This is a genomic window from Xanthomonas sp. WHRI 7945 (assembly GCF_035026585.1).
Window position 1 is genome coordinate 167,317 of record NZ_JAYIQP010000006.1, and the last position, 20,605, is coordinate 187,921.

21 protein-coding genes and 1 pseudogene are annotated in these 20,605 nt (G+C 70.9%); 13 read left to right on the top strand and 9 right to left on the bottom strand.

Annotated elements, in window-relative coordinates; translation table 11 throughout:
• Window positions 1-8 precede the first annotated feature (8 nt).
• The 3 genes from VDQ83_RS07235 to VDQ83_RS07245 all read right to left on the bottom strand — a co-directional run bounded on the left by VDQ83_RS07235 (window position 9) and on the right by VDQ83_RS07245 (window position 1,694).
• Window positions 9-653: a 2'-5' RNA ligase family protein gene (locus VDQ83_RS07235; RefSeq protein WP_455434386.1), complete on the bottom strand. Its 645-nt coding sequence runs from the start codon at window positions 651-653 to the stop codon at window positions 9-11.
• A gap of 236 nt (window positions 654-889) precedes the next feature.
• The gene (locus VDQ83_RS07240) at window positions 890-1,345 is read right to left on the bottom strand and encodes a PA2169 family four-helix-bundle protein (protein WP_263397768.1); all 456 of its coding nucleotides are present in this window, start codon (window positions 1,343-1,345) and stop codon (window positions 890-892) included.
• A gap of 169 nt (window positions 1,346-1,514) precedes the next feature.
• A complete protein-coding gene (locus tag VDQ83_RS07245; protein ID WP_455434387.1) occupies window positions 1,515-1,694 on the bottom strand; it encodes a hypothetical protein in 180 nt (59 codons plus the stop codon).
• A gap of 108 nt (window positions 1,695-1,802) precedes the next feature.
• Between VDQ83_RS07245 and VDQ83_RS07250 the strand changes: the two genes are divergently transcribed.
• Window positions 1,803-2,882, top strand: coding sequence for a tetratricopeptide repeat protein (locus VDQ83_RS07250; RefSeq protein WP_309912770.1), 1,080 nt, complete (start codon window positions 1,803-1,805; stop codon window positions 2,880-2,882).
• 99 nt (window positions 2,883-2,981) lie between these two features.
• Here the strand turns inward: VDQ83_RS07250 and VDQ83_RS07255 are convergent, their stop codons facing one another.
• Window positions 2,982-4,187, bottom strand: coding sequence for an MFS transporter (locus VDQ83_RS07255; protein WP_455434388.1), 1,206 nt, complete (start codon window positions 4,185-4,187; stop codon window positions 2,982-2,984).
• Window positions 4,188-4,453: 266 nt separating this feature from the next.
• On the opposite strand from VDQ83_RS07255, the gene VDQ83_RS07260 reads away from it, so the two are divergent.
• A complete protein-coding gene (locus tag VDQ83_RS07260; RefSeq protein ID WP_455434389.1) occupies window positions 4,454-5,542 on the top strand; it encodes an alkene reductase in 1,089 nt (362 codons plus the stop codon).
• Between the two features lie 44 nt (window positions 5,543-5,586).
• Here the strand turns inward: VDQ83_RS07260 and VDQ83_RS07265 are convergent, their stop codons facing one another.
• Window positions 5,587-8,085 carry an alpha/beta hydrolase family protein gene (locus VDQ83_RS07265; RefSeq protein ID WP_455434390.1) on the bottom strand — a complete coding sequence of 833 codons (2,499 nt, stop codon included), beginning with the start codon at window positions 8,083-8,085 and terminating at the stop codon, window positions 5,587-5,589.
• Window positions 8,086-8,180: 95 nt separating this feature from the next.
• The gene (locus tag VDQ83_RS07270; RefSeq protein WP_455434391.1) at window positions 8,181-9,086 is read right to left on the bottom strand and encodes a LysR family transcriptional regulator; all 906 of its coding nucleotides are present in this window, start codon (window positions 9,084-9,086) and stop codon (window positions 8,181-8,183) included.
• An 85-nt stretch (window positions 9,087-9,171) separates the two neighbouring features.
• Between VDQ83_RS07270 and VDQ83_RS07275 the strand changes: the two genes are divergently transcribed.
• Window positions 9,172-10,380 (top strand): serine hydrolase domain-containing protein, encoded by a 1,209-nt coding sequence (locus tag VDQ83_RS07275; protein WP_455434392.1) that lies wholly within the window; start codon window positions 9,172-9,174, stop codon window positions 10,378-10,380.
• Window positions 10,377-11,588, top strand: coding sequence for an MFS transporter (locus VDQ83_RS07280; protein WP_455434393.1), 1,212 nt, complete (start codon window positions 10,377-10,379; stop codon window positions 11,586-11,588). The genes VDQ83_RS07275 and VDQ83_RS07280 overlap by 4 nt, the downstream gene beginning before the upstream one ends.
• Window positions 11,589-11,767: 179 nt before the next feature.
• Here VDQ83_RS07280 and VDQ83_RS07285 read toward each other — a convergent pair whose 3' ends face one another.
• Window positions 11,768-12,109: a zinc ribbon domain-containing protein YjdM gene (locus VDQ83_RS07285; protein WP_263397760.1), complete on the bottom strand. Its 342-nt coding sequence runs from the start codon at window positions 12,107-12,109 to the stop codon at window positions 11,768-11,770.
• A gap of 98 nt (window positions 12,110-12,207) precedes the next feature.
• Here VDQ83_RS07285 and VDQ83_RS07290 point away from each other — a divergent pair.
• The 9 genes and pseudogenes from VDQ83_RS07290 to VDQ83_RS07330 all read left to right on the top strand — a co-directional run bounded on the left by VDQ83_RS07290 (window position 12,208) and on the right by VDQ83_RS07330 (window position 18,821).
• Window positions 12,208-13,157 (top strand): annotated as a pseudogene (locus tag VDQ83_RS07290) (cation diffusion facilitator family transporter).
• 125 nt (window positions 13,158-13,282) lie between these two features.
• Window positions 13,283-13,753 (top strand): FKBP-type peptidyl-prolyl cis-trans isomerase, encoded by a 471-nt coding sequence (locus tag VDQ83_RS07295; protein ID WP_263397758.1) that lies wholly within the window; start codon window positions 13,283-13,285, stop codon window positions 13,751-13,753.
• 187 nt (window positions 13,754-13,940) lie between these two features.
• The gene (locus VDQ83_RS07300) at window positions 13,941-15,299 is read left to right on the top strand and encodes an Hsp70 family protein (protein WP_455434394.1); all 1,359 of its coding nucleotides are present in this window, start codon (window positions 13,941-13,943) and stop codon (window positions 15,297-15,299) included.
• A 316-nt stretch (window positions 15,300-15,615) separates the two neighbouring features.
• Window positions 15,616-16,296 carry a class I SAM-dependent methyltransferase gene (locus VDQ83_RS07305; RefSeq protein WP_263397756.1) on the top strand — a complete coding sequence of 227 codons (681 nt, stop codon included), beginning with the start codon at window positions 15,616-15,618 and terminating at the stop codon, window positions 16,294-16,296.
• Entirely contained in the window at window positions 16,293-16,628 is a 336-nt protein-coding gene (locus tag VDQ83_RS07310; protein ID WP_455434395.1) for a YkgJ family cysteine cluster protein, read from the top strand. The genes VDQ83_RS07305 and VDQ83_RS07310 overlap by 4 nt, the downstream gene beginning before the upstream one ends.
• 16 nt (window positions 16,629-16,644) lie before the next feature.
• Window positions 16,645-16,842, top strand: coding sequence for a hypothetical protein (locus VDQ83_RS07315; RefSeq protein WP_179563732.1), 198 nt, complete (start codon window positions 16,645-16,647; stop codon window positions 16,840-16,842).
• A 94-nt stretch (window positions 16,843-16,936) separates the two neighbouring features.
• Window positions 16,937-17,734: an EAL domain-containing protein gene (locus VDQ83_RS07320; RefSeq protein WP_455434396.1), complete on the top strand. Its 798-nt coding sequence runs from the start codon at window positions 16,937-16,939 to the stop codon at window positions 17,732-17,734.
• Between the two features lie 136 nt (window positions 17,735-17,870).
• A complete protein-coding gene (locus tag VDQ83_RS07325) occupies window positions 17,871-18,449 on the top strand; it encodes a mechanosensitive ion channel domain-containing protein (protein WP_455434397.1) in 579 nt (192 codons plus the stop codon).
• A gap of 99 nt (window positions 18,450-18,548) precedes the next feature.
• Window positions 18,549-18,821, top strand: a complete 273-nt coding sequence (locus VDQ83_RS07330; protein WP_263397752.1) for a DUF2789 domain-containing protein — start codon at window positions 18,549-18,551, stop codon at window positions 18,819-18,821.
• Between the two features lie 148 nt (window positions 18,822-18,969).
• On the opposite strand, the gene VDQ83_RS07335 is transcribed toward VDQ83_RS07330, so the two are convergent.
• The gene (locus tag VDQ83_RS07335) at window positions 18,970-19,236 is read right to left on the bottom strand and encodes a DksA/TraR family C4-type zinc finger protein (RefSeq protein ID WP_263397751.1); all 267 of its coding nucleotides are present in this window, start codon (window positions 19,234-19,236) and stop codon (window positions 18,970-18,972) included.
• A gap of 231 nt (window positions 19,237-19,467) precedes the next feature.
• On the bottom strand, window positions 19,468-20,373 hold the full coding sequence (locus VDQ83_RS07340) for a LysR family transcriptional regulator (RefSeq protein ID WP_455434398.1): 906 nt from the start codon (window positions 20,371-20,373) through the stop codon (window positions 19,468-19,470).
• Window positions 20,374-20,605 lie beyond the last annotated feature (232 nt).

The window sequence follows — 20,605 nt, forward strand, 5'->3', positions numbered from 1 at the left end:
CGGATCGCTCATCGGTTCGCTCCGCCGTCGCCCGCTTCGTAGGCTAGGTCCGCGCGCAGCGGCCAGGTCGCTTCGTGCAGATAGCGTCCCTGCCCCTGCACGCTGCGGATCAGGCTCAGCGTGGCGACCGTCCAGCGCAGTTCCGGCAGCGGCTGCGGCGGCACCTCGCGCTCGTCGTAGGCCAGGGTGAGGTGCGGGACATAGGCCGCATCGGCGCGCGTGGCCAGGCCGTGGCGGCCGAGCTGCCGCTGCAGCGCCTCGCGTAGCTGGCGCAATCCTGCCGGCTCGGCGTCGCCGAGCAGCACCAGCGGCCGTACACCGGTCCGGTTGCCGAAGCTGGCGACCCGGTCGAAACACAGCTCGAACGGCGCCGACGCCAGCGCCTGTCCGGCGCCATGCGCCTGCTGCAGCAGCCGCGGCGGGATGCCGGCGTATTCGCCGAGATAGTGCACGGTGACATGCAGGCGTTCGGGCGGCAGCGCTCGCCCGCGCAGGCCATGTGCAGCACGCAGGCGCTCGCTTAGCGCGAACGCGCGCTGCGCGGTGGCCGGGTCCGGCAGCAGCGCGAAGAACAGGCTCTCGCGCGGTGCCGGCGCGGCGAAGCCCAGCGAGAACTGCGCGCCTGCGGGGGAAGCATCGTGGGCCATCGGCATGGTGCGGCAAAAACCGCGGACGCTCGGCAATGGATCGGGCGGCCATGGTAGCAAGCACGCTGTCGCAGGCGCATGGCGCGAACCCGCGATGCGGCGGTGGCCTGCCCGCAACGCAGAAGGCCGACCGGACGGATCCAGTCGGCCTTCGCCTGTTCGGCACCAGCGCGATACTGCCCGCAAAGGCAGCACCATGCCGAGCCGCTGAAGTCGGCCGGACGCGCGGTCCGGCCGGCGGCTTACGCCGCGTTCTTCATCGCCAGCTTGCGATTGCGCATCACGTCGTGGCAGGCGCGCACTTCCGGCAGCAGGCGGGTGGCCGCATCGCGCGCGGCGACCGGGGTGTCGCTGTCGGCGATGGTCTCGTTGAACGCCTTCACCAGGCGATCCTCGGACTCTTCCAGTTCGGCCACGTAGCCGTACTTGGTGTCGCCCAGCGCGGCGCGCAGCTTGCCGTACATCTGCTGCATGCTGCCGACCATGGTGCCGTGTTCCTCGGGCTTGCCGCCGACCGCCTGCACCACCGCGCTGAGGCTGCTGACGATGTCGGACTTGACCCCGGCGATGCGCAGGAACAGCGCCGACAGCTCCGCGTCGCCGACCTTCTGTGCGGCTTCTTCGTAGAACTGCTTGCCGTCACGGGAAATGGCGATGAGGTCGTTGAGGCTGTGGGTGGTCTTGCTCTGAATGCTCATGAATGGAACTCCTTGCTGCGGTGGGCCGGCGACATCGCGCAACGGGCACGTCGGGTCGTGTTCCCCTGGATGTCGTTCGGCCGCGGATGAAGAGTTTGCCGCGTTGCGTCTTGAGGGCGATGCTGGGCGCGGCGGCATAAAGCGCACGTGAGCCGCAGCCGCATCGTCGTCACGCATCGTTGCCGGCGATGAACAGGTGTTCATCGCTGCGCGCAGACAGCTTGGTGATATTTTCGCCAAGGCAGGGCGCCGCCTTGCGTGAGTGGACGCGAAGCCGGTTATCCACACGGCTGCCCGGGTTTCGTCCACAGCGGCTGTGGATGAATACGCGCGACCGGGCCGCGGTCACGCCGCGCGCCTACCCGGCTTCGAGGCAATGCCTTCCGGCACATCCAGGGCGGCGACGAAGGTCTATATTGGCGGGGAGGCCCACTGCCGGGTCGCTGCGAGGTGCGCCATGTTCGGTTGGACCGCATTCGCCCTGGTCGCCGCAACGGCGATCGCGCCACCGCCGCCGTCACCGCCCTCGCCCGAGCAGCTGCTGCGGATCCCGCCTGCCCTGCACGCCCTGGTGCAACAGCGCGTGGATCCCCGCGCCTCGCGCGAACACCGCCTCGAGCAGCTGGTGCAACTGGCGTTCGACGCCGACGGTCTGAACCTGCAATACGACGCCAAGGCCACCCACAGCGTCGCCGAGAGCTACGCCACCCGCCGCGTCAACTGCCTGGCCTTCACCCTGCTGTTCGTGGCGCTGGCGCGCGACGCCGGGGTCGAGGCGCAGGTGCAGGAAGTGGGCCGCGTGCTGAGCTGGTACGAGGATGGCGACGCGCTGTACAACGCCGGCCACGTCAACGTCGGCGTGCGCATCGACGGACGCCGGGTCAGCATCGACCTGGACCGCAGCGTGCTGATGGAACGGCGCGGGCCGCAGCCGATTTCCGACCGCCGCGCGCTGGCCCACTACTACAACAACCGCGGCGCCGAGCTGATGGCCGACGGCGCGCTGCCTGCCGCGCAACAGCACCTGGCGATGGCGCTGCAGATGGACCGCGACTTCGCCGCGGCCTGGAACAACCTCGGCGTGCTGGCGCTGCGCCAGGGCGACACGCAGGGCGCCGCCGCCGACTACGCCACCGCGCTGTCGATCGATCCCGGCCATGTCTCCACCCTCTCCAACGCCGCCAGCCTGTACCGGCGCCTGGGCGACAGCCGCCGCGAGGCGGCGATGCTGCAGCGGCTGCAGCGCGTGCAGCTGACCGATCCGTTCCACCAGTACCTGCTCGGCAACGAGGCCGAACGGCGCCAGGACTACCCCGCCGCCATCGGCTACTACCGGCATGCGCTGCGCCTGTACGACAGCGCGCACCTGCTGTACTTCGCACTGTCCCGCGCCTACCTGCTCAACGGCGATCCGCGCCGCGCCAACTGGGCGATGCAACAGGCCCTGGAGCACGCGGACAAGACCGCGCAGCCGCGCTACCAGTCCAAGCTGGACGCGTTGCGGCGGCTGTCGCACAACGCGCAGGCGCGGCGCTGAGCGAACCGGCGCGTCGCTCGGCGCAGAACATGTGCCGCCACTTCGCATGCAGGCGCCACGCGCACCGCAGCGCGCGCTGCCCATGTCCGCCGATGCGCGCTAGCTGGCAGTCGCCAAACGCGCGCGGCGCGCGTCGTGGCGCGCCCACAGGTACACCAGCAGCCCGCCCAGCGCCGCCGCCGCGCCGACGTAGCCGGTCGAGGTCCAGCCCAGCCCGGCGCTGATCGCGATGCCGCCCATCCACGGGCCCAGCGCGTTGGCCAGGTTGAACGCGGCATGGTTGGAGGCCGCAGCCAGGGTCTGCGCCTCGCTGGCCACGTCCATCAGCCGGGTCTGCAGCACCGGCGCCAGCGCGCCCATGGTGCCGACCGCGACCACCACCGGCAGCACCGTCCACGGCGACTGCGCGGCCAGCGGCCAGGCCAGCAGCACCGCCATCGACCACAGCAGCACCAGCGGCACCGCCCGGAACTGCAGGCGGTCGAACAGCCAACCGCCGGCGAGGTTGCCGAGCAGGCCACCGAAGCCGAACGCGCCCATCGCGAACGGAATCCAGCGTTCGGAGACGCCGGTGACCTGGGTCAGGGTCGGCGCCAGATAGCTGAACACGCAGAACATGCCGGCGAAGCCGACCGAGCCGATGCCCAGCGCCAGCCACACCTGCGGACGGTTGAACGCGCGCAGTTCGCGCAGCGGCCGCTGCCGCGGCTCGTCCGGATCGGCCGGCAGCAGGCGCATGACCAGCACCACGGTCAGCACCGCGATCGCCGCGACCAACGCATAGGCGTAGCGCCATTGCGCCACCTGCCCGAGCCAGGTCGCCAGCGGATTGCCGATCAGCACCGCCAGGTTCAGCCCGAGCAGCACCCGGCTCACCGCCGCGCCGCGTTGGTCGGCAGGGCTGATCGACGCGGCGACCAGCGTGGCCACGCCGAAATAGGCGCCGTGCGGCAGGCCGGCGATGAAGCGCACCAGCAGCATGCTGTGGTAATCCGGGGCCAGCGCGCTGGCCAGGTTGCCGACCGCGTAGAAGCCCATCAGCGCCAGCAGCAGCGTGCGCCGCGGCCAGCGCGCGCCGACGATCGCCAGCAGCGGCGCGCCGACCACCACGCCCAGCGCATAGGCGCTGATCAGGTGCCCGACCTGCGGCTCGTCGATCGCCAGCCCGCGCGCGATGTACGGCATCAGGCCCATCGTGGAGAACTCGCTGGTGCCGATCGCGAAGCCGCCCATCGCCAGCGCGAACAGGATCAGCACATAGCCGCGGCGCGACAGCGGCGCCGGGGAAGTGGCGGGAGTGGACATGCCCGAAGCCTGATCGAAAAGGGCCGCCCATTATTGTGCATCGCAGCACGCGATTGAACCCACGCCCGCGCAACACCGCGTTGCAGCGCTTCCAGGCGGCCTCAACACGGCGACGGCCTCGCCGGCCAGACCTCTGCCGGTAACGCACTGTCCTACCGCGCCCGTGCGCAATCGGCCGCAGCCGTCCCCATCTGATCGAGGGCACGCCTGCGCCGCCGGCGCTGCGTCGCCCTTGCCTCCCCCAATTTCTACGAGAACACCTGCCGATGACCGCTACCGCTTCCCCGCTGTTCACGCCGCTGCGCCTGGGCGCGATCGAACTGGCCAACCGTATCGTGATGGCGCCGCTGACCCGCAACCGCGCCGAAGGCGAAGGCCGCATCCCCTCGCCGCTGGCCATCGCGTATTACGGGCAACGCGCCGAGGCAGGGCTGATCGTTGCCGAGGCCACCCAGATCAGCCCGATGGGCCAGGGCTACCTGGACACGCCCGGCATCTACAGCGACGCGCAGGTCGCCGCGTGGCAGCCGATCACCGCCGAGGTGCACCGCCGCGGCGGCAGGATCGTGCTGCAGCTATGGCATGTCGGCCGCATCTCCCACGTCAGCCTGCTGCCAGACGGCGCCGCGCCGGTGGCGCCGAGCGCGCTGCGCGCCGAGGCCAAGACCTACACCGCCGAGGGCTTCAGCGATGTCTCCGCACCGCGCGCACTGCGCCTGGACGAGATTCCCGGCCTGATCGAGGACTACCGCCACGCCGCACGCAACGCCATCGCCGCCGGCTTCGACGGCGTCGAGGTGCACGCCGCCAACGGCTACCTGATCGACCAGTTCCTGCGCGACGGCAGCAACCACCGCGACGACGCCTACGGCGGCAGCATCGAGAACCGGACCCGCTTGCTGTTCGAAGTGGTTCAGGCGGTGGCGCAGGAGATCGGCGCCGAGCGCACCGGCGTGCGCCTGTCGCCGGTGACCCCGGTCAACGATGCGCGCGACAGCGACCCGCAGCCGCTGTTCGAACGCGCGGTCGAGCGCCTGGATGCGCTGGACCTGGCCTTCGTGCACGTGATCGAGGGCACCACCGGCGGCCCGCGCGACGGCATCGCCTTCGACTACGCCGCGCTGCGCGCCAAGTTCCGCGGTCCGTGGCTGGTCAACAACGGCTACGACAAGACCCTAGCCGAGCAGACCGTCGCCTCCGGCCGCGCCGACGCGGTGGCGTTCGGACGCCCGTTCATCGCCAACCCGGACCTGGTGGAACGGCTGCGCCGCGACGCGCCGCTCAACGCGGTGGATGCGGACACGCTCTACGGCGGCGGCGCCAAGGGCTACATCGACTACCCGACGCTGGACTGAGCCGGCCTGCGGCGGCGGCGCGAATCGCGCCGTCGCCTCACCGGTTAGGGTGTCGCCGCCTGCGGCGATGCGCCCGCGGCCAGATGCGCCTGCAGGAAACCGGCCACGCCGCTCCACAGCGCGGCACGGTGATCGACATCGGCAAAGCCGTGGCCCTCGCCGGCGAAGCTCAGCCCCACCGGCGGATTGCCGGCCATGTCCAGCATCCGCAGCATGCGCCGGGTGTGCTCGTAGTCCACGCGCCGGTCTTCCAGTCCGTGCGCCAGCATCACCGGCACCTTGATCGCGTCGTAGCGGTACAGCGGCGAGGTGCTGACCATCCGTTCCTGTTGCGTGTTCGGGTCGCCGAGCCAGCGCTCCAGGTCGGCGCGGCCTTTCGCATGGCTGCCCGAATCGCTGGCGGTATAGAACAGGATCCGGTCGGCGACTCCGGCGATCGACACCGCGCAGCGGAAGCGATCGGGCCAGCGCATCGCCATCACCAACGCCGAATAGCCGCCGTAGCTGGCGCCGAGCACGCACATGCGCTGCGCATCCAGCGGATAGCGCGCCAGCGCCTGTTCGATCGCCGCGTCGATGTCGTCCTCGATCAGCGTGCCGAACCCGTCGCGCCCGGCTTCGCGGAACGCGCGGCCGTAACCGTCGGAGCCGCGGAAATTGACCCGCAGCACCGCGTAGCCGAGCGAGGCCAGGAACTGCGTGTCCGGATCGAAGCCCAGCGCGTCGGCCACGCCGATCGGGCCGCCATGCGGGAACACCACCAGCGGCTTGCGCCCGCCGCCGGGCGGCAGGGTCAGGAACGCGTCCAGCGCCAGCCCATCGCGACCCTTGAACTTGATCACCTCGCTGGGCGCGAACGCCGTGCGCTGCAACCACGGCATGTCCTCGCCGATCGACACCGCGGCGCGCTTGTCCAAGTCCAGGTGAAACAGCTGCGGCGGGCGGTCGGCGGCATCGGCCCACAGGATCATCTGCCGTCCGTCCACATTGCGCGCGGCGATCTGCACGCTGCGCCCGGGCAGCGCGGCGCTCAGCGCGCGGTTGAGGCGTTCGTCGGCGCTCTCGAAATAGTGGCTGACTAGGCGCCCGCTCTCGTAGTAGGTCACCCCGATCGGCGCGCGCCGCGGGCCCTGGATCAGGTCGACGACGTCGACCCCGGGCTGGCTGAACAGCGTGCGCACGATCTTGCGCGCGGCGACGTCGTAGGCCACCAGGTCGCGCTGGCCGCGCCCCTCGTCGGTCACCGCGTAGATCTCGCCCGCATCGAAGGACAGGCCCACCGGCTCGAAATCGCGCAGATCGCTGAGCGTCATCACGTCGCGGTAGGTCGCGCCCATGCCGTCGCGGTACATCAGCACGTAGTCGTCGTCGCGCCGCACCACCGCCAGGCGCAGCCGCCCGTTGCCGTCGGTCAGCCAGCCCACGTCGCGCTCCAGGCCGATGTTCAACCGCTCCTGGTGGCGCGGCCGCCAGCGGTCGATCGCCGCCTGGCTGGACACGTCCATCAGCTGCACCGCGGTGTCGCCGTTGCGCAGCGTGGTGGCATACAGCACCGTGTCCGGCGTCTGCGGCAAGGCGGCCACGATGTAGCCGCCGTTGGGCAGGTTCAGCGGCATCCACTTGCGCGTGCCGTCGGCGGCGGTGTCCACGCGCATGCCGCGCACCACGTCCGGGCCGTTCGGGACGCGCACGCTGAACAGCAGCGTGTCGTTGCCGGCCCACAGCAGCTGCTTGATCGGCTCGACGCTGGTGGCCAGCAGGCGCTGCTCGTTGCTGGGCAGATCCAGCAGTTCGATCCGCCATTCGTCCTTGCGCTCGTGCAGCTGCAGCGCCAGCAGGTCGCCGCGCGGATTCAGGCGCAGCGCATTGACCAGGTTGTCACGGAACAGCGTGGCCGGCGCGATCGGCAACGCGCTCGCCGCCGGCGGTGCGCGCAATGCCACCTTGGCGGCCGGCGTGGCGCCCGGATGCTGCGCCAGCGCCTTGCGGTAGAACTGCGGGAACGGATCGGGATAGTGCCCCGAATAGGCCAGTTCGTAGCCCGACCACAGCGCCGGGTGGGTCTGCTGCAGCCAGTCCATCGCCGCCAGCGACCGGTTGACCATGCCCATGTCGGCACGGAACAAGGACGTGGGACGGAACAGCAGGTCGCCCGGATAGGTGATGCGCCCGGCCTGGATGCGGAAACGGAACTCGTCGCTGTCGCGCAGGTTGTAGGCGAACTGCGGTACCAGCACCACCTTGCGCCAGGCGTAGTCGCCGACCGGCGCGATGTAGAGGCGGTAGCTGATGCCCGGCTTGAGCCTGGACATGGTGCCGGCGCCGAACAGCTTGCCGTCCTTGTTCAACTCCACGCCTTGCAGGTCGATAGCGGTGTCCACCGCGACCAGCACCAGGCCCTCGTCCGCGGCCAGCTGCGGCGTCTGCCCGGGTTTGACTTCCTGCATCCGCGCCCACGCCGGCAGCGCCAGCAGGCACAGCAGCAACAGCCCGGCCAAGCGGCGCCCCACGCGACCGCCGGCCGCGACAATCTGCTTCTCCATGCGTCCCCCTGCTCCCTGGTTGGGCGGCGCCCCCCGGCGCCCGTCCGCATCATAGCCGCGGCCAGGGCGGTCCGCAGGCCGGCCCGCGCCAGGACCTAAAGGGCCAGACGCTCGCCGAGAAAATCGATGAACACGCGCAGTTTCGGCAGCATGTGCCGGCCCGATGGCCACAGCAGGTGGAAGGTGCCGATGGAATCGACGTGTTCGTCGAGCACCGTGCGCAAGCTGCCGGCCTCCAGTTCCGCGCGCACCGAGTGCTCGGGCAGGAAGGCGATGCCGCAGCCGCGCAGCGCCAGGCTCAGCCGCGTCTCGATGTTGTTGCAGACCATCGATACCGGCAGTTGCAGGCCGGCCGCCGCCGCACCCAGCGGCCACGCTTCCAGGCGCCCGCTGCTGCGGAACCGGTAGTGCAGGCACTGGTGCGCGGCCAGGTCCGCCGGAAGCTGCGGGGTCCCGTGGCGCTGCAGGTAGTCCGGCGAGGCGACCAGGCAGCGTCGGAAGCTGCCCAGCCGCCGCGAGGCCAGCCGCGAATCGTCCGGCTCGGCGACGCGCAGCACCGCATCGAAGCCTTCCTCGATCACGTCCACCAGGCGATCGTCGAAATCCAGGTCGAGCTGGATCTGCGGATAGGCGCACATGAACCCGGCCAGCGTCGGCAGCAGCACGTTGTTGTTCATCGGCAGGCTGATCCGCAGCCGCCCTTTCGGCGTCCCGGCCAGGCTGCTCAGTTCGCCGCGCGCCGCCTCGGCCTCGGCCAGGATGCGCCGGCAGCGCACCAGGAACAGCTGGCCCTCGGCGGTCAGGGTCAGACTGCGGGTGCTGCGATGGAACAGGCGCACGCCCAGCGATTGCTCCAGCCGCGCGACGCTCTTGGCCATCGCCGACGCGGACACGCCCAGCGCCCGCCCGGCCTCGGCGAAACCGCCGCTCTCCACCACCTGTACGAAGCCACGCAGGCCGCCCAGACTGTCCATCGCATCGCCACCATTGCGGACATTCATGTCCTCACAGCCAGGAACTCTACCCGTCTTTTTCCGCAATCGGCATGCGCCCACGCTGCACCTCCCTCCTCCACGAGTTGCGCCGATGTCCATGTCCCCCGCTGTCGCCACCCCTGCCCCGGCCCACGCGCCGGCGCTTTCGCCGCAACACGCCGCGCCGCTGGATGCCGCGATCGATGCCGCGCTGCGCCAGCAGCGGCTGGTCGGCGCCGTGGTGCTGGTCGCCCACCGCGGCAGCTGCGTCTACCGCCGCGCCGCCGGCTGGGCCGACCGCGAGGCGCAGCGGCCGATGCGCGAGGACACCGGGTTCCGGCTGGCCTCGGTCAGCAAGCTGGTCGTGGCGACGGCTGCGTTGGCCCTGGTCGCGCAGGGCCGACTGACACTGGATGCGCCGATCGCGCGCTGGCTGCCGTGGTTCCGTCCCACATTGGCCGATGGCCGGGTGCCGGACATCAGCCTGCGCCAGTTGCTCAGCCACAGCGCCGGGCTCGGCTACCGCTTCCTCGAACCGGCGGACGGCGCGCATGCGCGTGCCGGCGTCTCCGATGGCATGGACAACAGCGGCCTGAGCCTGGAAGACAACCTGCGCCGTCTCGCCGAGGTGCCGCTGCAGTACGCGCCCGGCACCGGCTGGGGCTATTCGCTGTCGATCGACGTCGCCGGCGCGGTGCTGCAGGCGGCCAGCGGCCAATCCTTGCCCGCGCTGGTGCGCGAACTGGTCACCGCGCCGCTGGGCATGCACGCCACCGCCTTCCATGCCGAGGACGCGGCCAGCCTGGCCGTGCCCTACGTCAACGGCGACCCGGCGCCGCACCGACTCGGCGAAGGCGAAATCGTCGCACCGTTCGCGGACGGCGCCGGCATCGTGTTCCACCCCTCGCGCGCGCTGGACCGCGACGCGTTCGCCTCCGCCGGCGCCGGCATGGTCGGCACCGCCGACGACGTGCTGCGCCTGCTGGAGACGCTGCGCAGCGGCGGCGCGCCGCTGCTGCCGGCCTCGCTGGTGGCCGAGATGGGCCGCGCCCAGGCCGGCGACTTCGGCCCAGCGGATGGGCCCGGCTGGGGCTACGGCCTGGGCTTCGCGGTGCTGCGCGATCCCGCGCCGACCGCGACCCCGGAAGCGCCCGGCAGCTGGCGCTGGGGCGGCGCCTACGGACACGCCTGGTTCGTCGATCCGGCGCGGCAGCTGAGCGTGGTGGCGCTGACCAACACCCTGTACGAAGGCATGTCCGGTGCGTTCGTGGTCGAGCTGCGCGACGCGGTCTACGCCAGCCTGCGCGGGGTGCCGGCATGAGCGGCGACTGCCTCGCGCCGTGCCCGGCCGCGGCCGCTGCGACCGCGCCGCCCGCAACGCGGCGCCTGCCCTGGAGCGGCCTGCTCGCACTGGCCTGCGCCGGCTTCGTCACCATCCTCACCGAAGCGCTGCCGGCCGGCCTGCTGCCGTCGATGGCGGCGGGGTTGGGCGTCGGCGAAGCCTGGGTCGGCCAACTGGTCACCGTCTACGCGCTCGGCTCGCTGCTGGCGGCGATCCCGCTCACCGCCGCCACCCGGCGCTACCGCCGGCGCCCGTTGCTGCTGCTCGCCATCGCCGGCTTCGTGGTGGCCAACACGGTCACCGCGGTGTCCGCCAGCTATCCGTTGATCCTGGCCGCGCGCCTGCTCGCCGGGGTCAGCGCCGGGCTGCTGTGGGCGCTGCTGGCCGGCTATGCGAGTCGGATGGTGGCGCCGGCGCAGCAGGGCCGCGCGATCGCGGTGGCGATGGTCGGCACGCCGCTGGCGCTGGCGCTGGGCGTGCCGGCCGGCACCTTGCTCGGGCAGCAGTGGGGCTGGCGCTGGACGTTCGGCGCGATGTCGCTGCTGGGTCTCGGCCTGCTCGGCTGGGCCCGCGCCGCGCTGCCCGACTTCGCCGGCCAGGCAGCGACCGCCGCGCTGCCGCTGCGCCGCGTGCTGGGCCTGCGCGGCATCGCCCAGGTGCTGGCGGTGATGCTGCTGTTCGTGCTCGCGCACAACCTGCTCTACACCTATGTGGCGCCGCTGCTGGCGCTGTCGACCGCGGCGGCCGCGCTGGACCGCTACCTGCTGCTGTTCGGCGTCGCCTCGGTGCTGGGCATCGTCGCGGTCGGCGTGTGGATTGATCGCTGGATGCGGCCGCTGCTGCTGGCCAGCATCGGCCTGTTCGCGCTCGCCGTGCTGGCGATGGCGCTGTGGCCGCGTTCGCCGGCGCTGCTGGCCGCGGCGCTGGCGGTGTGGGGCCTGGCGTTCGGCGGCTGCGCGACGCTGTTCCAGACCGCGATCGCGCGCCGTGCCGGCGACGCCGCCGATCTGGCGCAGTCGATGGTGGTCACCGGCTGGAACCTGGCGATCGCCGGCGCCGGCGTGCTCGGCGGCATGGTGCTGCAAGGTTCCGGCGCCGCCGCGCTGCCGTGGGCGGCGCTGGCGCTGCTGGTGCTGGCATGGGCGTTCGCGCAGCGCCGGCATGGCTGGGCCAACGCCGGCGCTTGAGCAGGGCCGGCACGGCCGGCGCGCGTGCTGTCCGTGGCGTCGGCGGTCGCTGGCGCCACGGCCGACGCCAGTCCACGTCCGCGATGCCCGCGGCCCATGCGCAATGATCGTCGTGCGGCGCGCTGCTCGCCGCCGCACGCAGCGCGCGACGATAGCGGCGCGCGACTTTGTGCCGCGGCTCAGGCCTTGCGCAGGAAGCAGGTCTTCAGCACCAGGCCCTTGATCTTGTCCGAATGGCCTTCGATGTGTTCGGCATCGTCCTCGACCAGGCGGATGCCGCGGATCACCGTGCCCTGCTTGAGCGGGATCGACGAGCCCTTGACCTTCAGGTCCTTGATCACCACCACCGTGTCGCCGGCCTGCAGCACGTTGCCGTTGCTGTCGCGTACCACCGTCGCCGTGGCGGCAGCGCTGTCGGCTGCAGTCGGCCACTCGTGACCGCAGTCGGCGCAGATCCACATCGCTCCGTCGACATAGGTGTTCTGCAGGGTGCATTGCGGACAGGCGGGTGCGGCAGGCATGGAATTCCTTGATACGGCGACGACGGCAGGACGGCTATTGTAGCCGCCCGCTCCGCGCCGCCTCGCGCTGCCGCGGCCCAGGCCGCCTCTGCGCAGGAATGCCCATGTCCGCCGCTTCCGGATCCCGCCTTGCGATCTACGCCGCGCTCGCCGGTAATCTCGCCATCGCCATCGCCAAGTTCGTCGCCGCCGCGCTGTCCGGCAGCTCGGCGATGCTCAGCGAAGGCGTGCATTCGCTGGTCGACACGGTCAACGAGCTGTTGCTGCTGTACGGCCTGCGCCGCGCCGCGCGACCTGCAGATGCCACGCATCCGTTCGGCTACGGGCGCGAACTGTATTTCTGGAGTTTCATTGTCGCCCTGCTGGTGTTCGCGCTCGGCGCCGGGGTCTCGCTGTACGAAGGCATCGCCCATCTGCGCAATCCGGAACCGGCCGGCAGCCACACGCTCAACTACGTGGTGCTGGGCCTGTCGATGCTGTTCGAAGGCGGCTCGTGGTGGGTGTCGCTGCGCGAGTTCCGCGCGCGCAAGGGCGCCATGGGCTACGTGCAGGCGTTTCGCGAGAGCAAGGATCCGAGCCTGTTCACCGTGCTGCTGGAGGACAGCGCCGCGCTGATCGGCCTGCTGATCGCGATGCTCGGTCTGCTGGCCGCGCAATGGCTGCAGATGCCGGAGCCTCCATCGGCATCGCCGCGGTGCTGGCGTGCTCCGCCTTCCTGCTGGCGCGCGAGAGCAAGGGCCTGCTGATCGGCGAGCCGGCGGCGCGCCCGTTGAGCGATGCGTTGCGCCGCATCGCCGGCGCCGATCCGGACGTGCGTGCGGTCAACGGCGTGCTGAGCGTGCAGATGGGGCCGGAGCAGGTGGTCGCCGCGCTCAGCGCCGAGTTCGAGGACCAGCGCAGCACCGCCCAGATCGAAGCCTGCATCGAGCGCATCGAACGCGCCGCGCGCGCCGAGCACCCGGAACTGCAGGCGCTGTTCGTCAAGCCGCAGACGCCTGCGGCCTGGCAGGCGCGGCGCAGCGCCCTGCGCGCGCCGCCGCCCGCCTGAACGCGCGGCCGGCGCACCGACTTGCGATCCGCCGCCGCTTTTCGTTAGGGTATCCGGGTAGCACCTCTCATCGCGCTGTGACTGTGCCGGCGTATCCCACTTCTTCCCAATGAATGAGGTTTCCCATGGAGATCGCCAATGGTCTTGTCGCCACCATCCACTACACCCTGACCGACGATGCGGGCGAGGTGATCGACCAGTCCGCGCCGGACAATCCGCTGAGCTATCTACACGGCGCCGGCAACATCGTGCCCGGGCTGGAAAAGGCGCTGACCGGCAAGCGCCCCGGCGAGCGCGTGCAGGTCGACGTGATCCCGGCCGAAGGCTACGGCCCGCGCCACGAGCAGTTGAAGCAGCAGGTGCCGCGCAGTTCATTCCCGGATGCCGAGGGCCTGGAGCCCGGCATGCAGTTCCAGGCGCAGACCGACCAGGGTCCGCTGCTGGTCACGGTCGCCGAGGTCGGCCCGGAACTGGTGACCATCGACGGCAACCATCCGCTGGCCGGACAGGTGCTGCATTTCGCGGTGGAAGTGGCCGGCGTGCGCGAGGCCACCGAGCAGGAAAAGAACCAGGGCCACGCCGGCGCGGCGCTGTAACCGCCCGCAGCGAGCGCTGGATCCACACGAGGCCCGCCATCGCGGGCCTCGTGCATTTGCGGCACCGTGCCGCCGCCGCGCACGCTGCCGGCGCGGCGCACTGCCGCCGCTGCCGGCACGGCGACCGGCTTGCGCCGCGCTGCGGCTTGCCGCACAGTGCGCGGCCCCCTGCCCGGCCCGCAGCGCGATGAGACTCGGCATCGATTTCGGCACCAGCAACTCCGCGGCCGCCGCGGTCGTGGACGGCCGCGTGGTGCCGATCGACTTCGGCGACCAGCACCAGTTCCGCACCACGGTGTACTTCCCCGAGGTGATGCGCGATCCGTCCGATTTCGAGCTGACCCCGGCGCTGGAACGGCAGGTGGACGAACTGATCGAAGCCGGCCGCCGCGATGCGACCGCCGCCGGCCGCGAACGCAGCCGCGACGAACTGCGCCGCGACGCGATCCGCGTGGTGCGCCGGCAATGGATGGAAGCGCAGATGCGCGAGCCGCGCAGTTCCGCGGCGCTGCTGCAGAACGCGGTGTACGGCGACGCGGCGCTGGACGCGTATTTCGTCGAAGGCGAAGGCAGCCTGGTGCAGAGTCCGAAATCGATGCTCGGCTACAACCTGCATCCGCGCGCCAGGCAGACCATCACCGGCATCGCCACGCACATCCTCGAACACATCCGCCTGACCGCCTCGCAGCAACTCGGCCTGCAGGTGCGCAGCGCGCTGCTCGGGCGTCCGGTGCAGTTCCGCAGCTCGATCGGCGAGGCCGGCAACGCGCAGGCGCTGGAGATCCTGCACGGCGCCGCGCTCGCCGCCGGCTTCGACGACATCGCGTTCCTGGAAGAACCCGCCGCTGCGGCGATGCACTACCACGCCGGCAGCGGCGAGCGCCACGACGCGGTGGTGGTGGACATCGGCGGCGGCACCACCGACATCGCCCACGCCAGCGTCGGCGGCGACGGCGCGCCGGACGTGCACCGCGCCTGGGGCATCGCCCGCGGCGGCACCGACATCGACCTGGCGCTGAGCCTGGCCAGCTACATGCCGCTGTTCGGCCGCGGCGTCACCCGCGTGCCGGCGCACCACTACGTGGAAGCGGCGATGGTGCAGGACACCACCCGCCAGCGCGATTTCCGCCAGCACCGCTACGACGAGGTGCCGCGCCCCTACGACACGCGCCTGCAGGCGCTGCAGGACACCGGCAACACCGCGCGCCTGTACCGCGCGGTGGAACGCAGCAAGATCCGCCTCAGCGACAGCGCGCAACACGACGAGGCGCTGGACTACATCGAGGCCGGGCTGCAGGTGCGGATCCGCGCCGACGAACTGGCCCACGCCGCGCGCAGCTATCTGGACGCGCTGGGCGAACTGCTCGCGCAGGTCCGCAGCGACATCGGCCGCGATCCGGCGGCGGTGTTCCTGACCGGCGGCATGTCGCGCGCCGGCTACATCCAGCAGGTGGTCGCCGCCGCGTTCCCGCAGGCGCGCCTGGTGCATGGCGACCCCTCGTTCGGCGTGGTCCAGGGCCTGGCCCTGGCAGCCGCGCAGCACTGAGCGCAGCGGACCCCACGCAGCGCTGCGCGGCCTGGCGCTTCGCACGCGCGGCCGGACCCTCGCATTGCGCCGGCGCCGCAGCGGATGCGGCAGCACCGCCGCGCCGGCGATCGCGGCGCGCCGCGGCCGGCGCGCACGCAATCGCTAGCGCAGGTTCCGTTCATACGCAAGGGGCGCGACTGGCGTAATATGCGCGGTCACGCTTCAGCGTCACGTTCCTACACGCGTCTCGTCCGGCCGTTTCTGTCGCCCGACTCGCCCCTCTTCTCGCGCCAGCCTCCGTCCCGCTTTCGGGCCGGACCCATCGGGAGCGCCTGTGTCCGGCTACGCCACCCAGATTCAAACGCTCAACCTGGGCGGCCAGGACTATCGCATCCGTTCGCTGCTCGATATCCAACAGTTCTCCGATCCCGACGCGCTGGCCGAAGACGCCGGCATCTCCTCGGCGCAATGGAGCCTGTTCGGCAACGTCTGGCCGGCCGGCCGCCTGCTCGCCGAAGCGATGGCGCTGTACGACGTCGCCGGCAAGCGCGTGCTGGAGATCGGTTGCGGCCTCGGCCTGGCCAGCCTGGTGCTGCGCCGCCGCGGCGCCGACATCGTCGCCAGCGACCGCCACCCGCTGACCGAGGTATTCCTTGCCTACAACGCCGCACTCAACGACATGCCCGCCGTGCCGTACCGCCGTCTCGACTGGGACCAGCCCAATCCCGACCTGGGCCGTTTCGACGTGATCATCGGCAGCGACGTGCTGTACGAACACCAGCATCCGACGCTGCTCGCCGACCTGCTGGCGCGGCACGCCACGGCCAGCGCGGAAGTGCTGATCGCCGACCCAGGCCGCGGCAACAGCGCGGCGCTGACCCGCGCGCTGGCCACGCAGGGCTATGCGCTCAGCGAACAGCGCGAAATGCCGCTGGGTCCGGACGATCTGCCGCCCTACCGCGGCCGCGTGCTGCGTTTTCGGCGCGACGTCGCGCCCACCGGTGACGCCACTTGAGCGCGCACCCGCCAACGCCCCGCGCCGCGGCCGAAAAATCCGTCGCCTGCGATCGCTGCGACGCGATCTGCTGCCGCCTGACCGTGCTGCTGATGCCCGGCGACAACGTGCCCGAGCACTACACCGAGCACACCGCCGAAGGCCTGCATGTCATGGCCCGCGACGAAGACGGCTGGTGCGTGGCGGTCGACAACAAGCGCATGTGCTGTTCGATCTACGAACAGCGCCCGGCAATCTGCCGCAAGTTCACGATGGCCGGCCCGTATTGCCGCGACATCCGCCGCATCCACAACGACCAGTTGGCGCGCGGCATTCCCCTGACGATGTACTGACTCCAGGAGATCCACCATGGCACGTCCCACCAGCAAGACCCCACCCCCGACCGCCAAGACCGCACGCAGCGGCGCCGGCGACAAGGCGCAGAAAGGCCTCAGCCGCGAGCGTATCGAGGCCGACATGGCCGCGTTCCGCAAGGCCGGCGGCCGCGTCGAAGTGCTCGGCACCACCCGCGTGCTGAAGAAAGTCGACGAAGCCGAAGCCGGCTGAGCAGGCGCGCTGCGGCAACGCCGCAGCCGATGTCGGCGCCGTCTTCACGGCGCCGGCCGATAATCGGGCCTCACCCTAGCGGTAGACGCACGGCATGCTCCTGCGATCCCTCTCCGCTGAACTGGGCCAGCCGGCCTGCGGCAACTGCCGCGATGGCGAACCGCTCGACTTCAGCATCCGCATGGCGTTCCAGCCGATCGTCGATGCGCACACCCGTACGATCTACGCCTACGAGGCGCTGGTGCGCGGCGAGGACGGCAGCGGCGCGGCCACGGTGCTGGCGCGGGTGCAGCCGCAGCAGTTGTACCGCTTCGACCAGACCTGCCGGGTGCAGGCGATCGCCACCGCCGCGCGGCTGGGGCTGCGCACCCGCCTGTCGATCAACTTCATCCCTAATGCGGTCTACGAACCGGCGACCTGCATCCGCCTGACCCTGGCCGCGGCCGAGCACTACGGCGTGCCGACCGGCGACCTGATCTTCGAGATGAGCGAGTCCGAGCGCATCCGCGACCTGCCCAAGGTGGTGCGGATCCTGCGCGACTACGCGCAGCGCGGGTTCCTGACCGCAATCGACGACTTCGGCGCCGGCCACTCCGGCCTCACCCTGCTCGCCGAGTTCCAGCCGCACCTGCTCAAGCTGGACATGGCGCTGATCCGCGGCATCGACGCCAGCGCGCCGCGCCGGCACATCGTCGCCAGCATCGTCGGCCTGGCCGCGGCACTGGGCTGCAGGGTGCTCGCCGAGGGCGTGGAGACGCCCGCCGAATACCGCGCGCTGCGCGCCCTGGGCATCGACCTGTACCAAGGCTTCCTGTTCGCGATGCCGGCGCTGGAAGCGCTGCCGCAGATCTCCGCAGAACGTTGGGACACGCTGGAACAGGCGGCCTGCTGAGTCAGGCGCTGCACGGCGCCGCCGACGCGTTGGCGCCGCTGCGGTAGCGAGGCATCGGCTTCGCCGCACCAGCGGACTTGCCCGACACGGCGACGATTGCGACCATCGCGCCTCCCCCGCCACGCCGAAACCGCCGATGTCCTCGTTCCACGCCATGCTGCCGCCCTGGGTCCACCGCTGGCTCGACCTGATCGTGCCGAGCGCGCAGGTCGCCCTGATCGTGCTCGCCGCATGGCTGCTGCGCACGCTGCTGCGGCGGCTGATCCGGCGCCTGGGCACACACTACGCATTGCCGCCGGAGTTGGTGATGATGGCGCGCCGCGGCAGCGGCTTCGTGATCTACACCGCGGCGTTGCTGCTGATCCTGGACCGGCTCGGCGTGTCCGGCACGGTGCTGTGGACCGCGTTCACCGGCTTCGCCGCAGTGGCGGCGGTGGCGTTCTTCGCCGCCTGGAGCGTGCTGTCGAACATCTTCTGCACGCTGCTGATCTTCACCACGCGGCCGTTCCGCCTGCTCGACCACATCGAGCTGCTCGAGAACGGCGAAAAGCCCGGACTCAAGGGCCAGGTGATCGACATCAACCTGATCTACACCACGCTGCACGAGGACCGCGGCGACGAGCGCGACAGCGTGCTGCAGATCCCCAACAGCCTGTTCTTCCAGCGCAGCGTGCGGCGCTGGCGCGGCCACCCGGTGCCGCCGGGGCTGGGCTAGCAAGCGCACGTCCTAACAAGACACTGATCGGCGCATCGGTATCGTTGCCGGTCAGCCCGTCGACGTGCGACGCGCCCTCCCCTGCCGACAAGGTCTCCCATGGAACATCCCGTCCACCCGTTTGCCGAACTGTTCGCCCAGTTGGGCCTGCCCAACAGTGAAACCGAGATCCGCCAGTTCATCGCCCGCCACTCGCCGCTGCCGGACACTATGCGGCTGGAAGAGGCGCCGTTCTGGACCCCGGCGCAGGCGCAGCTGCTGCGCGAGGAGCGCCTGGACGATGCCGACTGGGCGATGGTGGTCGATCAGCTCAACATCGCCCTGCACTCGCGGCCGGTGCCGCCGGTCAGCAGCGCCGCCAACGACGACTGAGCCTCGGAGGCGTCAGCCAGCCCAAGCGATCGCGCCACGCTGACGCACGGACGCAGCGGAAGCGCAAAGGACGGCAGCCGGCCGCGGTGCGCAAAATCAGCTGTGCGTTTGAGGGCTGGCAACCGAACGCGATCCGTCCGCACATACCCTAGCGCAGTTGGCTGTCCTTGCTGCCGCGGCGGTTGTAGCCGCTGTGTTCGTGCTGCTCGCGGTCGTGCGCTTCCTGGCACGCCACGCACAGGCGCACGCCCGGCACCGCCTTGCGCCGCGCCTCGGGAATCGGCGCATCGCAGTCCTCGCACCGGGCCAGGCTCGGTCCCTGCGGCAATTGGCTGCGCGCGCGCTTGATCGCATCTTCCACGGTCGCGTCGATCTGGTCCTGCACCGCCCCGTCGTTTGCCCATCCGGTCGCCATCGGCGTCTCCGCTGTGTTGCCTGCCTGGATGATGCGGCCGTTGCCGGCCGATGCAATGAAGGAAGGCTTCACATTGCCGATGCGTTCAGCGGTTGGGTTATTCGGGACTCGGGACGGGGACTCGGGACTCGGCAAAACCTCGGAACTCGCGGCTGCTGAGAAACGCTCGCCTCACCTGGCCACTCGTCAGTCGTCATGACCGCGAGTCCCGAGTCCCCAGTCCCGGCCCCATCAGCGCCTCGCCAGAAACCCCTGCAACCGCGGCACCACGAAATCCAGGAACACGCGCACGCGCTGCGGCAGTCGCGGACCGCCGCGGTAGAGCGCGTGGATCTCCTCGGTATCGCCTTGCACCGCCTCGCGCAGCACTTCCACCAGGCGGCCCGCCGCCAGATCGTCGCGCACGTGGTAGTCGCCCAACCGCGCCAGGCCGATGCCGGCGACGGCCATGCGCCGCACCGTTTCGCCGTTGTTGGCCAGCAGCGCGCCCTGCACCGTGCGGTCGACGATGCGGCCGCTGTGCGCGAGCGGCCACACCGGCGCGGCGCGGCGGAAGTTGAAGCCCAGGCAGCTGTGCCGGGACAGCTCGTCGATGCTGCGCGGCGTGCCGTGGCGCGCCAGATACGCCGGCGCGGCGACGATCTTGCGGCGCGCCACGCCGACCGGCCGCGCCATCATGCTCGAATCCTGCAAGGCGCCGACGCGGAACGCGACGTCGGTGCGGTCCAGATACAGATCGACCATCTCGTCGGACAGCGAAAGATCCACCACGATCTGCGGATGCGCCTGCCAGAACGCGGGCAGCACCGGCTCCAGGCCGAGAATGCCGAACGCCACCGACGCGTTGACCCGCACGCTGCCGCCGGCGCTGGCCGCGCCACGCCCGAGCTCGCGCTCCACGTCGTCGAGTTCGGCGAGCAGCGACAGGCTGCGTTCGTAGTAGACCTGGCCTTCGGCGGTCAGCGACAGGCGCCGGGTCGAGCGCTCGAGCAGGCGCACGCCCAGGCGGGTCTCGACGCGGCCGATCAGCTTGCTGACCGTGGACGGGGTCATGCGCAAAAGGCGCGCGGCGGCCGAGAAACTGCCGGCGTCCACGACCCGCAGGAACACCTGCATCTCGCCAACCCGATTATCCATTGCGCCAACCTGTGAATTCGTTTCACGGATCATAGGCGGGCGCGGCGGATTATCAAATCCGCCATTGCGGCCTATCGTCGCCCCTACCCAGCGGCGTGCATGCCCTCTGCAGTGAGCCGCCTCTTCAGGCCGGCAACCGCCGGCGATGTTCGCGGCGGCCATGCATGTCGGGCTTCCGGCCGCATGCGTTTCAGCCTTTGCGCCCACCACAGCCCGCGCCGCTCTCTCTCAC

Coding starts and splice junctions, on each gene's coding strand:
- VDQ83_RS07235 (WP_455434386.1), bottom strand. CDS start 653: ATGCCGATGGCCCACGATGCTTCCCCCGCAGGCGCGCAGTTCTCGCTG.
- VDQ83_RS07240 (WP_263397768.1), bottom strand. CDS start 1,345: ATGAGCATTCAGAGCAAGACCACCCACAGCCTCAACGACCTCATCGCC.
- VDQ83_RS07250 (WP_309912770.1), top strand. CDS start 1,803: ATGTTCGGTTGGACCGCATTCGCCCTGGTCGCCGCAACGGCGATCGCG.
- VDQ83_RS07255 (WP_455434388.1), bottom strand. CDS start 4,187: ATGTCCACTCCCGCCACTTCCCCGGCGCCGCTGTCGCGCCGCGGCTAT.
- VDQ83_RS07260 (WP_455434389.1), top strand. CDS start 4,454: ATGACCGCTACCGCTTCCCCGCTGTTCACGCCGCTGCGCCTGGGCGCG.
- VDQ83_RS07265 (WP_455434390.1), bottom strand. CDS start 8,085: ATGGAGAAGCAGATTGTCGCGGCCGGCGGTCGCGTGGGGCGCCGCTTG.
- VDQ83_RS07270 (WP_455434391.1), bottom strand. CDS start 9,086: ATGAATGTCCGCAATGGTGGCGATGCGATGGACAGTCTGGGCGGCCTG.
- VDQ83_RS07275 (WP_455434392.1), top strand. CDS start 9,172: ATGTCCATGTCCCCCGCTGTCGCCACCCCTGCCCCGGCCCACGCGCCG.
- VDQ83_RS07280 (WP_455434393.1), top strand. CDS start 10,377: ATGAGCGGCGACTGCCTCGCGCCGTGCCCGGCCGCGGCCGCTGCGACC.
- VDQ83_RS07285 (WP_263397760.1), bottom strand. CDS start 12,109: ATGCCTGCCGCACCCGCCTGTCCGCAATGCACCCTGCAGAACACCTAT.
- VDQ83_RS07295 (WP_263397758.1), top strand. CDS start 13,283: ATGGAGATCGCCAATGGTCTTGTCGCCACCATCCACTACACCCTGACC.
- VDQ83_RS07300 (WP_455434394.1), top strand. CDS start 13,941: ATGAGACTCGGCATCGATTTCGGCACCAGCAACTCCGCGGCCGCCGCG.
- VDQ83_RS07315 (WP_179563732.1), top strand. CDS start 16,645: ATGGCACGTCCCACCAGCAAGACCCCACCCCCGACCGCCAAGACCGCA.
- VDQ83_RS07320 (WP_455434396.1), top strand. CDS start 16,937: ATGCTCCTGCGATCCCTCTCCGCTGAACTGGGCCAGCCGGCCTGCGGC.
- VDQ83_RS07325 (WP_455434397.1), top strand. CDS start 17,871: ATGTCCTCGTTCCACGCCATGCTGCCGCCCTGGGTCCACCGCTGGCTC.
- VDQ83_RS07330 (WP_263397752.1), top strand. CDS start 18,549: ATGGAACATCCCGTCCACCCGTTTGCCGAACTGTTCGCCCAGTTGGGC.
- VDQ83_RS07335 (WP_263397751.1), bottom strand. CDS start 19,236: ATGGCGACCGGATGGGCAAACGACGGGGCGGTGCAGGACCAGATCGAC.
- VDQ83_RS07340 (WP_455434398.1), bottom strand. CDS start 20,373: ATGGATAATCGGGTTGGCGAGATGCAGGTGTTCCTGCGGGTCGTGGAC.